The following is a 14,774-nucleotide window of genomic DNA, read 5'->3' as shown; positions in this document are numbered from 1 at the left end:
AATTAACCTGGAGTAATAGCCCAAGATCGCACTATTCTTTAGGAATGATTCTCTTTTTGAGCTCTTAACGAAAACACAAAACCTGTCTCAAGCCGAAATCTATCAAACCAGTCTATGTCATGAGCAGGATCACAATTTCCAGTAAATTAAAAATCATGATAAATGTTTCTAAAGGAGCTCCTCAAACCAATTGTCAATAGACCTGTTTTATTGGCGCCCGACAAATTGCTTTCATTCCTGTAAGTTCCAGCAACTTCAAGACGAAGGTTATATTTAGGATTTAACAAATATGACACTTGACCTTTCATATAGTAAAGATCGGTTCCGATCCCCTGTCCAATGTGACTACCATAATCAATTGAGCGGGTTTCATAACCTTTAAATATATCTCCACCATAATTCAAACCTTCAGGATCCAAGCCATACCTAGCGTATAAAGCTTGCGCCTGAAAGTCTAATCGCCTATAACTATAATTCACAATCCCCAAGAATTCCCTAAAATTTGCACCCTTAGGATGGGCAAGTGATTGATTATAATTGGCATAATTCGAAATGCGGTCGAAATGAGCATAAGTATAGGGTCTAGCTGTATTGAATTCTGCCAAATAATTTAATCCTGAAACCTTGAAAAGGTCAGAACCTCTTAATCCAAACTGAATGGCAAATTTATTAGCCCAATAGCCATTTCCCGCAAAAAACTCTTTCGCCGTGAATTCATCTAGCATAAACTGACCATAGAGGGCTGTCTTATCTAGAACCTCATATTTAAGATTTAAACCTAGGCGCATTTTATCGGGTGAGTTTGTATTGGTACTCTCGATTGGACGAAGAAAAACAAACGGATGAATATAATTGAAGTCAAACCCCCTCTTCCCTTCTATCTCCGCATCAGCCCAGGTCACCGCCTGAAAAAAACCGACTGAGAAACGCTTTGTAGCATTCCAATCAACATAATGAGCAGCCATCCATTTACCCCTATCACCCAATTTTCTCTCACTGGATAGCTTTGGCGCACCAGGATCAAGCATATATGCAAATATAGTCTGGTACTGAACACTTCCTAAGGTCGCCCGAGTTCTAAAAAATGTATAGTTCGATGAAACATCAGATAGTAACATCGACCGGTATCCATCTCCTATAAAATTCTTATCGTAACCTAGAGCAAAATTTAAATACTTGCTTGGAGTATAGGAAATCAAAGCCGAAACATAGGACCAGTCTTGGGTATCGGCACCCAACTTTCCGTACCCTTGACCGGGCACTACCTGATTGGCAACGATATAATTGTTAATATAATTAGCAAACTTTCCCTGATTTTCAAAACCATTCAGATAGAATGAGAACTGCTTACCAACGTTTCCACCTACCTGAAATCCTCTTGTATTCAACCACGTGGAACGATTACCGACAATATCTTTTCCGATTTGAAAATCAGGTAAAAAATCAGCATAAATATTGTAATCTTCGCTTTTAAATTCTAAAAGATGCTCCTGAAATAATTTGCGGTGAATCCAACTTCTCCTATTCAGACTATCAGTGCCCATATTCATCAGTGAATCATAGCGGGCCTGTAATACATTCTCATCACTATAAAATCCTTTGATAGCAGAATGGAATTTTGTTTCACGATCGTAAACTGCAGGATTCAGTTTTTGATAAAACTGATAATCATATGGAATAATACGGTTTGGTGTAACCTCTTGTGCCTGTACACCCAAAGCTAAAACGGCTATCACAGCCAAGAGTAGATTTTTCTTCATTAACACTTATTCATTTATGATTTTATCGAGCTCCTCAAAAATTGAGTTTTTACTTTTAAATTCAGGAACCAGTTTTTTCATATACATCACCACTTTCCGGTCATTGTCAGATTTAGCTGAGGCTATTAATTCATGAATCTTTTTTTCAACCTCTTCGAAAACATATTCTCTCACCTTTCCAATCATGATTTTCTCATGATGGGTAGGCAATGTATTTTCATTGTCGTTTAGTAATTCCTCATATAATTTTTCACCAGGTCTTAGTCCGGAATATTCAATAATGATGTCCACGTTGGGTTCCAAACCAGCTAAACGAATCATTTTTTTTGCCAACTCCACAATTTTGACGGACCTGCCCATATCAAATACAAAGATTTCTCCACCTTGTCCCATGCAACCTGCTTCCAATACTAATCGACAGGCTTCCGGAATTGTCATAAAATATCGGGTTATTTCGGGATGGGTCACTGTTAAAGGTCCTCCCTTTTCAATTTGATGCCTAAACCTGGGAATCACAGATCCGTTTGAACCTAAGACATTTCCAAATCTTGTAGTGATAAATTTCGTAATCGGCTTAACGTTTAGTTCATTGATATATTGCAAGCCGTTGCTAAAAATAAAACCGTCAGTACTTAAAGATTTATTTAATGACTGTACATAAATCTCCGCAATTCGCTTGGATGCACCCATAATGTTAGTGGGATTAACTGCTTTATCCGTGGAAATCATAACAAATTTTTGCACCCCAAACTTAACCGACTTATCAGCAATAGTTTTAGTCCCAAGAACATTTGCTTTTATCGCCTCAGCCGGATTATCTTCCATTAATGGCACGTGTTTGTAAGCAGCTGCGTGATAAACATAGTGAGGTCTGTAGGTTTCAAACAGCTTATCCATGCGTTGATCATCGCGAACATCACCAACAAAAGCATGGAAATTCTTATTGCTATTGCTTTCTTCTAATTCGAGATAAAGCTCGTGAAGGGCCGTTTCTGACTGATCGCAAAGGATGATAAGGGCCACGTCAAATTTAGAGAGCTGCCTGACAATCTCACTCCCGATTGAACCTGCAGCTCCGGTAATTAATATCCTCTTATTATTAAGCATCGCCCCGATACCCTCGATATTAATCTTAATAGGTTTTCGATTAAGTAGATCTTCTATATTTAATTTCTGGATTTGTGAAGGTTTCAATTGACCATTGATCCACACGTTCAGTGGAGGAATATTGAGAACTTTAATATCATTTTCCAAACATAAATCTACAATTTCATCTTTTTTGTCAGGTGGAATCGAATAGGATGCAAAAATGATTTCATCCAATTCATGCTTGTTTATCAATGAGCTTAATAATTTTGCATCCAAAATCTTTATTCCGTCGATAGTTTTCCCAATTTTCCGGGGATCATCGTCCACAAAAGCAATTATATTTTTATTGACACTGCCATCATGATCAAAGGTTCTCTTTGTGGCAAGACCTGCCTCTCCTGCGCCATAGATAATCACTTTTTGATTTTCCAGGTTCAGATTTTTAATATATAGGAAAAAATATTTTATAAGTACCCGATAAGTCATTAAAAGCAAAAAACTGCTTAGCCCATTGGTAATCAAAATTGCAAACGAAATCAGGGGGAACTTAAAAAACGTAATTGCGATAAGGTTTAATACGAAAAACGTCCCATTGGCGATAACTACAGCGATTAAAATACGAAAAGAGTCCTGTGCACTGGTATATCGAATAATTCCTGTAAAAGTTTTTATATGAAAAAAAACCGCAACATTAATTATTCCAAGTACCAAAAGATTTCGCGCCATTTCAGAAATATCAACAGCAGTAAGATCCAGATTATATCGCAATGAATAAGCGAAAATCAAGGAAAGGCTGGATATGATCAGATCCAACAAGAAAATGACCCATCGTGGAACAATGTTAAATTGAGTAAACAAAATGTGCGGTATTAAAATCAGTCAAATTTAAGCTTTTACAACAATAATAATACCATGTATTCCAGATTGCCAATCTAATTACCGAATCCGTTAATAATTGCCAGCATCTGTTCTAATGTTTTAGAAAAGGTGCTTTGATAAAATGTACAACTTTTTCAAGATCTTCCGAAGATAGATTCGAACCTGAAGGGAGGCATAATCCAGTTTTGAATAATTCATCACAAAATCCGGAGCCATAAAAAGGGGCATTTTTGAACACTGGTTGTAAGTGCATTGGTTTCCAAAGTGGACGACATTCGATATTTTCAGCATGGAGAGCATGGTAAATATCTTCTTTATCAATATTGGTATCCTCCCCAGTGCTCACACGAATAGTTGTCAACCATCTGTTCGAGTAATACCCATTCGGCTCCTGCAAAAATGAAATCTCGCCAATCTCCGCGAGGGATTCCCTATAGAAATCATAATTAGCCCTGCGTTGATCTACGCGCGTCTGCAAAACCTCCATTTGACCGCGACCAATGCCTGCACATATATTACTCATTCTGTAATTATAGCCTATAACACTGTGCTCATAATGGTTTGCGTTATCTCGCGCCTGTGTGGCTAAAAATCTCGCTTCACAAATATGCTCGTTTGAGTCAGAAATTAAAGCCCCGCCTCCAGAAGTTGTGATGATCTTATTTCCGTTGAAAGATAATACCCCAAAAAAGCCGAACGTTCCCATCATTTTGCCATTGATATTGGATCCTAGTGCTTCAGCAGCGTCCTCAATGATTGGAATTTCATATTCTAGTGAAATGGCAACAATCTCATCCATTTTCGCAGGCATCCCATATAAGTGGACAGGAATGATAGCTTTTGGTTTTTTTCCTTTTTTAATGCGATCCTTTATACATTCTCTCAATAAATCAGGGCAGATGTTCCACGTGTCTTTTTCGCTGTCAACGAATATTGGAGTGGCCCCGACATACGCTATCGGGTTCGCACTGGCTGCAAAAGTCATGGATTGGCATATAATTTCATCGCCCGGTTGAACGCCCAACATGATCAGAGCCAAATGGATGGCACTGGTTCCAGAACTCAATGCCGCAGCATAACCTGAACCAGTAAATTTGCAAAGATCATTTTCAAATCCGTCAACATTCGGACCTAACGGTGCTACCCAGTTGGTATCAAAAGCCTCATCCACAAACTTTTTCTCGCTACCGCCCATATGAGGGGATGAAAGCCAAATTTTATTATTCATCTAATTTCTGTATTTAATAATTTTTCCTGGATTACCTACCACAACAGCAAAGTCCGGCACATCATGGATGATAACCGCACCAGCCCCAATAGTAACCCATTTTCCAATTTTGATATTTTGTATTACTGTAGCGCCAATTCCAACGTGAGTGCCTTCACCGACCGATACATTACCCGCTAATCCAACCTGTGGTGATATGTGAACAAAATCACCGAGAAGACAATCATGGTCTACCGAAGCATTTGTATTTATAATACACTGTTCGCCAATGTTAACGTTTGAATTAATTGTTGCACCGGCCATCACCACTGTTCCACTACCAAGCTCTGTTCGATGTGAGATATTTGCCCTTGAGTGAACCAGGGTTGGATAACGGAATGTTTTATTACTGATGACAATTCGTTTTCTGATCGTATTGTTTCCGATCGCAATTATCACATTAATCATTTGCTTTGGAATTTCATGTAAAACTGGGATATTTAACAGCTCCTTTTTATTTAAATCCATATCTATAAAAGCCTCGACCAGATGTCCCTTGTCCTCAGCGATTTCCAAAACTACCTGACCATGACCACTCGCACCGAATAAATACATGACTTTAAACTAATTATTTCCGTTAAAAAACTCAGCAGTTGCCTGCCCTTTTTGATTGATTCCCTCGCGCTTAAAAACCTTGTTAAAGGTAGTAAAAAACACCTTAAGGTCGGTTTGAAAAGACAGGTTATCTACATACCAGACATCAAGTTCAAATTTCTTATTCCAAGAAATGGAATTACGACCATTAATTTGGGCCCATCCCGTAATCCCGGGCCGAACTAAATGGCGACGCTTTTGTTTCTCGCTATACAAGGGCAAATATTGAGGCAGCAAGGGCCGAGGGCCCACTAGGGACATATCACCTTTGAGTATGTTAAATAGCTGCGGAATTTCATCAATTGAGGTTTTTCGAACAAAAGCGCCTAGACTAGTTAAACGGTCTACATCAGGTAATAACTGCCCCTGTTCATTAGTTCTATCGTTCATTGTTTTGAATTTAACAATTTTGAATAACTTCTCATTTTTTCCGGGACGCAACTGAAAAAAAAATGGCTTCCCGTGATTGGCAAAATATAATCCGACGGTAACGACAAGAATTATTGGCGATAACAATAGTATAGCTAAAAATGCGATGCAAAGATCAATAAGTCGCTTAAAAAAGGCATTATACATGTTTCTTCTCCTTTCCTATTGAAGCAATAAGTGTATTATACTCCGTTAAAAAAGCATTCCAAACTAAAGATTGCTCATATTTGGATGCAATAATCTCTCTAGCGTGCACTGCCAGTTTCTCAAAATATATTTGATCGGTTGCCATTTTGTACATCGCATCCATAAGCATGCCATAGTTCTGAACTGGTATGATGGTTCCGTTAACCCCCTCTGCTATGATTTCATTAGACCCATTGATGTTGGTGACGATGGAAGGGAGCCCCATAGCACCAGCCTGTAAAACTACATTTGGGAAACCTTCTCGATAGCTCGGAAATGCCAATACATGTGAAATGGCTAAATACGGTCTGATATCTGATTGAAATCCTACGGAGATTATATTCCTGTTTACATTGATTTGCTGGATCGTTTCAGGATTTAATGGATCCAAATGATCTTCGAAGGGTCCAACGAGCAATAACTTAGCGCAAGGGATCTGTAGTTCCGAAAAGGCTTTGATTAGTTCGTTAATCCCCTTATCGCCAACTAATCTGCCTACGAAAACAAATACAAAATCCGAATCCAAGATTTCCAGTTCCCTGCGCAGCTCTGACCGCTCTTGTTGTGCAATATTATCTAAGGAAAAATACTGAAGATCAATCCCGTTTACATTTCCGTTTGCCAGCACTTTTAAAGGCTTTTTGGTCACATTGAAATTTACCAGGTCATTCTTTACCCCTTCACCCTCCGGATAAATGTTTGTGGCAGCCCAGCATAATAACTTGTCCATTACGATCAGGAGTTTCTTAACAAATCCTTGCTTTGTTGGAAAGATCAGCCCGGTAAACATGTGCATTCTGATGGGAACCCCTGCAATTTTACCAGCGAGCATCGTTAACAAGCCAGCCTTTGGTGTGATAGAATGAACAATCAAAGGACGCTCCCGAATAAAAATTTTCGTTAATTTATACAGTGATATCAAATCCTTAACCGGAGATATCTTTCTTTCCATTGAAACATTTATTGTCCTTACTCCTTCCCGAACCTTCACGGACATCAAATGTTCACTTTCACCCGATAGGGCGATAGTTTCAAAATGGCCATTCAAATATTTCAGTTGTCCCTTCAGCAGAATATCAAGTGATAAGGCTATAGTCGCAGTACGTATTATTTTAATCATTTAAGATCTTTCTATATAAATCAACGGTCTTATCTACTAAAATTTGAATATCATACCTTTTACTTCTTAGTACGCCATTTAATGAAGTGCTGTTGTAAAGTACAGAATCTCTCGAGAGCTCAATGATAATCCTACAAAGGTCTTCATCATCACCTTTTTTGAACAATAGACCACCTCCGCGAACAATGTCAGCCAAACCTTCTACATCAGATGCTATGACTGGAATGGAAGCGGCCATCGACTCTGCCGCCGCAAGACCAAATCCCTCCCAATGAGAACTAAGAATCGAAATATCGCACATCTTTATCAACTCAGGAATATCAGATCTGACCCCTAAAAAGTGGATTCTATTCTCAAGCCCTAATTGTTTACTTAAATTTAAAAGGTCCTGTTTTCTCTCCCCATCGCCAGCCAAAATAAGTCGGTAATTTGTGGGAAGTTTTTTTAAAGCTCTAAAGATTGTATCCTGGTCCTTCTGTTTTCTAAAAGCAGCAACCATTATCAACAGACAGTCATCCTCCGAAAAAGAAAATTCCGTTCTTCTCAATGAAGTTGCATCTTGAATCCTTTTTAGATTAATGCCATTTTCAATAACCGATAATTGATTTTCTGACAACCCTATCTTCCTAACCAATACACCTTTAACCTTGCTGGTAATACAAATTATATTACTATATTGCCTATATATAAAACGTTCGATGATACCTAGACTCGGATGTTCCATACGTCGATTACTGGTATTGTGCTCGGTAAAGACCAACTTAGTCTTTGAAAAGGATATGATCTTTGCCAACGCAACATAATATTGAGCTGGAAAAAGGTGCACATGTACTAAATCATATGCTGAAAGCATACGCATAATTCTGTAAATAAATACAGGATTATAGACAGATATATTTTTTTTGGAGAGTAGAATTACTTTACAACAGTTTTGTGCTATTAATTCCTTTTTAAATGGATAATCTCTACCATCTAAAAGAGCTATATCTGCTGTTATGCCAATTTTATTAAATAAAGGCAAAGTTTCCATTGCCAGTTTTTCAGCACCACCGGTATTAAGGCTATTTATGATATGGAGAACTTTCATGTACTTACTTGTATTTGTTGCTTGTGTCTTATGAGGTAATGATCAATATCATGCATGTATTCCGAAGGATGCATTCAAAAATGTTAAAGGTACTATGCAAACTAGATATATTCATAACCGAATTTTGAAATCATAGCACTTGCAATCTGTTTAATTTCTTGCTCTTTGGATTTAGGATAAATCAACAAGACTTTTCATCATCTACAATTATAATCTTCCAAACCTTTTAAACCGAGGCTTTGTCTCACACTACTTTTGTCAAAAAACTTTGAGTAACTTTCAAAGTTAAATTACTGATCAAAGTTAAAGATTTGAATGCCATCTAAAAGCAAATCATTTAACATATTGGTATTAGAGTAGTTATATATACCCAGCTTTCTCTTGCCGATGTTGTTTATAATTTTATATTGATTATTGCTGAATTTTGTAGAAACCGATCTGTTATTGACTATCGCGTTGGATTCATAGACGAACCGCTCATCGACGGTTATTTCATTATTATTGAAAACAATCTTTTTTCCGATTGACTTTCCACTTGTCAGCAAATTCAACAAAGACCTATCGCCATAAGAATCTTTACCATAAACTTTATTAAACTGCAGTTTTTTATCCATGTTTTTGTTTGAAAAAACATTCTTCTCAAAATTTATGATTTTGAAGTCATTGGATATTACTGGCTCATAAACTATTAATGACATATCGCTTCCCAAAAATTTGTTGTTGACAATATTATGCCCTCCATATGTCTTTTCGATATGAAGCGCTCTATCATATCCACCAAGAACACTATTTCCCGACAGACGAATCCCCTCATCCATATACTCAAGCACAATCCCGGCCCTGCCCAACTGTTTAGTAATTGAAACGTTGTTGAAAATTGTGTTTTTAGTAATTGATCCCGACGCTACATTTGAGACGTAAATACCGTCACCATAATTATCAAGGGATGGATTATATCCCCAGACATTTTCTACACTACAATTAGAAATTTCAAGATATTTAAATCTAGCTGACCGCAGTATCTGCTCCTGCACTGTGGTTGCCACATAAATTCCCGTACCATAAACATTACTTACTTTAATATTAGAAATAAAAACATCACTTTTATCAGTTATCAATAGCCCAGCCGACCATCGATTATTATTAATTCTCGGATGGGATGAACTGTAAGCAGGATTGTTCGCTTTCAAACTAAGATTAGAGATTTTGAAAACACCTTTAGATACATCAAATAACCATCCCTTGACATGCATCACGGTTTCATTTTTATTTAGAACAATTTCTGGTACGTGATTTAATGCATTCATCAGGCCAACCACTTCAATTTCCTGCTTTAAGAAATCAATCATCAGAGTTCTGGAGATCTTGTATTTCCCATAAGGAATTACAACTCTAGACTTTGTATTTTTTAGCGCTGCTGCAAAGCATCTCTCGAAAGCTAAAATGTCATCGATTTTTCCATCTCCAATCGCTCCGAAGTTCTTCACATTATAAACCATATCCGCTCGGCATTGAAGGGAAAATAGGAAGAGGAACAATAGTAGAAAATGTAGGGCAAATTTTGTTATTTTGATATTGAGTTTTAACATAATGTAACGAAAAAGTCCAAGTCTAGAATGATTAACACGATAATATAACAAAAGATAATTTAGCAATCTAAATAGCTTTTCTAATTAAGACCTTAAGCAATAACGGCAACATGGAGTTGCCTATTTTAAATTTAAATTTAATAATGACTAATATTTTATTGAATAAACTTTTCTCCGGGAATGCAATATACGCATTGAACAATTCTTTTTGTTCTTGTGTTAGCTCGTTGCGGAAGCGTTCATAAAAGGATACATTTGCGAGATAATGATTTTTATCGATTACGGGATTGGAAAAGTTAAAAAAAGTTTTAACTCGCTGCAAGTAAGAAGTCGGGATATTACCAGTTACATTATTGCTATGCTGTCTATATAACATTAGACTGAGATCTACGTATTCGAGCTTTCCAAAAACAATCGACGCTATTGTTAAATAATGATCATGCATGCAAATATAATTAGGCAAATCAATTATCATTTCAAATAATCTCCTGTTAAACAGCAGACAACATCCTTGTACACCACCGTTTAAAAATAGAGAATCCCTCAGAGAAGTTCTATGATATAGAGTAACCTGATCTGTTGTAATATTTTTGCCATTATACCCATATGAATTGCAATATACCGCTAAAGGATAATCCTTCTCCTTCATACGACCCAATAAAATCTCCAATTTGCTTTCAAACCAAATATCGTCCTGATCGCAAAATGCAATATACTCTGACTCTACAAACTTCAACAAATGAATAAAATTCATCGCTGCACTTTTGAACCTAATGTCATCAGATATAAGCACAATTCTACTATCAATTGTTTGGTATTTTTTAATTATCACTGAAGTTTCGTCTGTGGATCCGTCATCATGAATGATCAGTGACCAGTTTTTATGAGTCTGTGCCAGTATGGAGAGAATTTGGTTTTCCAAATACTTACCTCCATTATAAGTCCCCAAAAGGATGTCAATTTTCTTATTCATTAGTAGGAATATGGGCGAATGATGCCTGGCGCAATTAATTTAAACGCATAATACAACAAAAAACAGGCAAGGGCAAAGTGTAAAAAAACAAAATTGTACCTGTGTTTACCTTTCTGCAATGCTAATAACAATGAAGGTAAGAGTAGGACACCAAATTGAAACAATAGATAAGTAAATCGCTGAAATATTGCAGATTGAATAAATAACAAGTTCAACCCAACTCCCAGAGCAAAGAACCTAAAATAGAAAGCATTGTCCTCATCCAGATCAATAAAGTATTTCTGGAATAATATATACATCCCCATGATCACAAATCCAAATACTGTAACCATAAAGCCACCGCCCCCTTCTTCGGCAAGGTAGATCGCCATGTGTTCTGGAACGCCTCCTAAAGAGAGTAATAGTGGAAAAGGATTGAAAAATAAGCCAATGGTACAAAAGAAAGGTAAAATAAAATAGAACATCTTATTCTTTACATAGAAACAGATAGGTAATATGATAACCCATAGAATAGCAGTACTATGAATGAAGAAAGAAACCGTAACAACCAGTGAGAACAATAGGTATTTTTTCTTGAGTAAATAATTTATTGCCCAAAATCCTAGTGCGCAGCTTAGCCCATACCTGATTTGAGTAAAATCACGGTACAAATAGAAAAAAGCCAGATAGAAAAGAACCGATGTAAAAGCGAATTTGTTTTTTTTATAGAATAAAGAATAATTAAGTATGCCGGTCAACATAGCAATTAAAAAGAATACAGTCTTAATCGTGCCTCCTAAGACAAACACTATTTTATTCAGAATCATGTACCCGCGCTCTATGTTCTCCCAATAATTTCCAGTTAAAATATCCTTAAATGTGTAGTTGCCCGAAAGTTGAAATATATCCAAATAATTTGAGCTATCGTTATCCACGCCTATCCCACGTAATCCAGGTAGAATTACTAAAATAGCACAAAATACAAAATATATTGACCGCTTCAGAATATCATCTGAACGATAATCCAAAACACACAAAATGAAGGATAGGAGAAATACTAAATAATATATTGCCAATTTTTGATTCCCTGATTACTAATGACTATTGAACGCAATTTGTAACAAATACAATATAAGTCAGCTAAGACAGTATATATAAATGTCAAGCCAGTTTAATTACTATTTATCTGCTGCTTAAAATCCCTACCCAGCTTATCAGAAATATTTTCAATCCTTAAACTAGACTTGTATTTCCTAATATTTTCAACAAACGTTAAATACCGAGACTCATGATTCGCTTTACTTTTAATAAGATCAGTAATAAGAGATACCATATCATCTAGATCTTCACAGATATAGCCAATCGCTCCGGCTCGATCAAACACTTCGATAAAGAATGGATTTTTCAAAACAATCATTGGTTTTTCAAAAAAAATAGCATCAAAAAAGGCTGCACTGCTTCTTAAGATGAAATCTGTTTGTCCATAGAAAAACACAGCATAATCTAATCTTGAAATTTGCACGTCATATTGCTCTCTAGAGAGTGGCTTATTGATCTTCCCATCAACATAATCAATCACTAAAGGGCTTAAAAAAGGTTTAATTGTTCCCTCTAGCACACCCACATTAATGAGCTGAATCAGTCCATTTTTTATCAAATTTTCTAATTCTTGAGCAACCTTGAACATATAATGTACATTTTTACGTGTACCGGCTGAACCAATATGACCTATTTTTATTATCTCCGATTGCGACCTTGTGTTTTGAATCTGAACCAAATCTTCAGTAGCAAAGGTCGGTAATTCGATAGCGAAACCCTCATTTTCTTTTATAAGCTTCGCCGATACCAATATCTGTTTGGAAACCGGCGTTAAAAATATATAGTGAAAATTCTTACAACTAAATTTAAACATCAGTTTATGAAAGAAGCCCACTAATTTCTGCTGCATTCCTTTTGGATAGAAAACATATTCTACATCGCCGTGAATAACGAGATACGTTGCTTTTCTTGGGTAGAATTTTTTGATAATTTTAATAAGTACCAAAGAGGTAAAATAGATATGTGTAATTACTATAATATCATTTGCCTTCGCTCTTCTAAAAGTGGTGAGAAGTACACGTATATCTCTAAAAAATCGGGATAGTATAAGCCATGTGCGCTTAAAGATATTTCCCGTGTCAACGGTTAAATTTTCAAACGGATCAAACCGGATATTTGAAGGAGCATGGGTGAAGTATTTCCTAACATTATCGTTGTGTTTCTTAGGAGAACTGAAAAAGATCGGCTGCTCAGGATGGATATTATTAAATATCTTGATAATATTAACATTTGCTAAAACATGCAAATAATCTTCAACAAAAGCTTCTAAAATATAAATCATGCTAGGTATAAAATGGTGGGTGATAATCAATAGTATACTTTAGCCCAGATCTACGCTCTCCTATTTTTTTTGCTGGAATACCACCTGCTATCGATAATTTCTCTATATCTTTAGTTACGACCGCCCCGCAGGCAATAACACAGCCATATTCTAAACGGATATTAGGGAGAACAGTTACCCTCGAGGCAATCCATACATAATCCTCAATTACGACGTCACCGGACTTAATGGAATGGAAATCTGAATGAGGGTCATGCTGTGCGGTATAGATGTATACATCACGAGCAATATCCACATTGTTGCCTATGATAATTTTTCCGATCCTTCCATCCAGAACAACCCCAGGATTTATCATACAATTATCACCGATTGTTATTTGGTCCTTGTTTGATGACAAATTTAATATCCTTACGTTCATAGCTACATAGGATCTCTTGCCGACCTTCATATATAGTCGGACAAAAAACATCCTGATAAAATTGATAGGGATTTTATTTAGAAAACAATTGTATATATATAATCTGAAGTGCAGTAACATTCGAGGTGGTTTAGGTGTGTGGATATTATCTTACTTTTAATCGTACAATCATTGACACATATCCACGCAACAGTGCCGCCCAGCTCCGTAATGTATTGGAATGCCTTTTAGTGAATTTAAGGTTTTTTCGAAGGTTATGCAGAGATCGGTTTGAGGTGATAATCTTTGGCAGGTCTTTCAGTTTCTGTTGATAATGTATCCCCGTAGTTTCTGGATTATTATAAATTTTTAGTTTGGGAAGCGCATATGCCTGAATCCCTTGTTTTTTAGCACGGAGAAAGAAATCGATATCCCCATCATACTGCGGGAAGTTCTTACTATCCAAAAAGTTCAATTCCTCTAATACGGGGGATGGAATAAACGTTCCCATACCTCCAGACCAATCAACCGGTAATATTGTATCGAAATTATCATGGCTATTGAGCCCAATTAATGTTTTTCTTCCATTTGCGGGGTCGAAATAGCAACCAAAGTTAAATAAAACGTCTTTCCTGTCCATCCAGAAAATTTTCGAAACCAATATATTATTTACAAGTTCAGGCCGTTGAGCCAAAGCCTCGGAAAGTTGCAGAAAGTAATCCTCAGCACAGATAGTATCATCATTCCATAATAATATGTGGCTAGATTTTAATGTCTCTATTGCATATCGGGCGCCCAGGTTTACAGACCCGCTCCACCACAGATTGCCATCTCCGTTAATTAACTTAATATTTGGGAAATTTTCCCGTATAAAGGAACTTGTACCATCTGTAGACCCATCATCAACTACCACTATCTCAAAAAACAACTGATATTTTTCAACAGAGTTGATCATGTAATAATCAATTGCGGCCTGAATATTATTTAGTCCAGCAATTGTGATGGACATTCTATTATATACGGGTATGACGATAGCAATATTCAT

General features: G+C 36.5%; 13 protein-coding genes. All 13 read right to left on the bottom strand.

The window, feature by feature from the left end; genetic code table 11:
- Positions 1-146: 146 nt before the first annotated feature.
- The 13 genes from OQZ33_RS02505 to OQZ33_RS02445 all read right to left on the bottom strand — a co-directional run bounded on the left by OQZ33_RS02505 (position 147) and on the right by OQZ33_RS02445 (position 14,774).
- Positions 147-1,760, bottom strand: a complete 1,614-nt coding sequence (locus OQZ33_RS02505; protein ID WP_265797459.1) for a gliding motility protein RemB — start codon at positions 1,758-1,760, stop codon at positions 147-149.
- Between the two features lie 6 nt (positions 1,761-1,766).
- A complete protein-coding gene (locus OQZ33_RS02500) occupies positions 1,767-3,707 on the bottom strand; it encodes a polysaccharide biosynthesis protein (RefSeq protein WP_265797458.1) in 1,941 nt (646 codons plus the stop codon).
- 112 nt (positions 3,708-3,819) lie between these two features.
- On the bottom strand, positions 3,820-4,956 hold the full coding sequence (locus tag OQZ33_RS02495; RefSeq protein WP_265797457.1) for a DegT/DnrJ/EryC1/StrS family aminotransferase: 1,137 nt from the start codon (positions 4,954-4,956) through the stop codon (positions 3,820-3,822).
- The gene (locus tag OQZ33_RS02490) at positions 4,957-5,550 is read right to left on the bottom strand and encodes an acetyltransferase (RefSeq protein ID WP_265797456.1); all 594 of its coding nucleotides are present in this window, start codon (positions 5,548-5,550) and stop codon (positions 4,957-4,959) included.
- Between the two features lie 9 nt (positions 5,551-5,559).
- Entirely contained in the window at positions 5,560-6,165 is a 606-nt protein-coding gene (locus OQZ33_RS02485; protein WP_265797455.1) for a sugar transferase, read from the bottom strand.
- Complete coding sequence (locus OQZ33_RS02480) at positions 6,158-7,324, bottom strand: glycosyltransferase family 4 protein (RefSeq protein ID WP_265797454.1); 1,167 nt, start codon at positions 7,322-7,324, stop codon at positions 6,158-6,160. The genes OQZ33_RS02485 and OQZ33_RS02480 overlap by 8 nt, the downstream gene beginning before the upstream one ends.
- Positions 7,317-8,411 (bottom strand): glycosyltransferase, encoded by a 1,095-nt coding sequence (locus OQZ33_RS02475; RefSeq protein ID WP_265797453.1) that lies wholly within the window; start codon positions 8,409-8,411, stop codon positions 7,317-7,319. The genes OQZ33_RS02480 and OQZ33_RS02475 overlap by 8 nt, the downstream gene beginning before the upstream one ends.
- Positions 8,412-8,701: 290 nt before the next feature.
- Positions 8,702-9,898, bottom strand: coding sequence for a right-handed parallel beta-helix repeat-containing protein (locus tag OQZ33_RS02470; RefSeq protein WP_265797452.1), 1,197 nt, complete (start codon positions 9,896-9,898; stop codon positions 8,702-8,704).
- 169 nt (positions 9,899-10,067) lie between these two features.
- Positions 10,068-10,973 (bottom strand): glycosyltransferase family 2 protein, encoded by a 906-nt coding sequence (locus OQZ33_RS02465; protein ID WP_265797451.1) that lies wholly within the window; start codon positions 10,971-10,973, stop codon positions 10,068-10,070.
- On the bottom strand, positions 10,973-12,028 hold the full coding sequence (locus OQZ33_RS02460) for an EpsG family protein (RefSeq protein WP_265797450.1): 1,056 nt from the start codon (positions 12,026-12,028) through the stop codon (positions 10,973-10,975). The genes OQZ33_RS02465 and OQZ33_RS02460 overlap by 1 nt, the downstream gene beginning before the upstream one ends.
- Before the next feature lie 95 nt (positions 12,029-12,123).
- Positions 12,124-13,332, bottom strand: a complete 1,209-nt coding sequence (locus tag OQZ33_RS02455; protein WP_265797449.1) for a hypothetical protein — start codon at positions 13,330-13,332, stop codon at positions 12,124-12,126.
- 1 nt (position 13,333) lies between these two features.
- The gene (locus tag OQZ33_RS02450) at positions 13,334-13,687 is read right to left on the bottom strand and encodes an acyltransferase (RefSeq protein WP_265797448.1); all 354 of its coding nucleotides are present in this window, start codon (positions 13,685-13,687) and stop codon (positions 13,334-13,336) included.
- 208 nt (positions 13,688-13,895) lie between these two features.
- Positions 13,896-14,774: a glycosyltransferase family 2 protein gene (locus OQZ33_RS02445; RefSeq protein ID WP_265797447.1), complete on the bottom strand. Its 879-nt coding sequence runs from the start codon at positions 14,772-14,774 to the stop codon at positions 13,896-13,898.

The sequence above is a fragment of the Pedobacter sp. MC2016-05 genome (assembly GCF_026239735.1).
In the GTDB taxonomy this organism is placed as follows: Bacteria; Bacteroidota; Bacteroidia; order Sphingobacteriales; family Sphingobacteriaceae; genus Pedobacter.
This window is presented reverse-complemented; position numbering and strand designations above follow the sequence as displayed.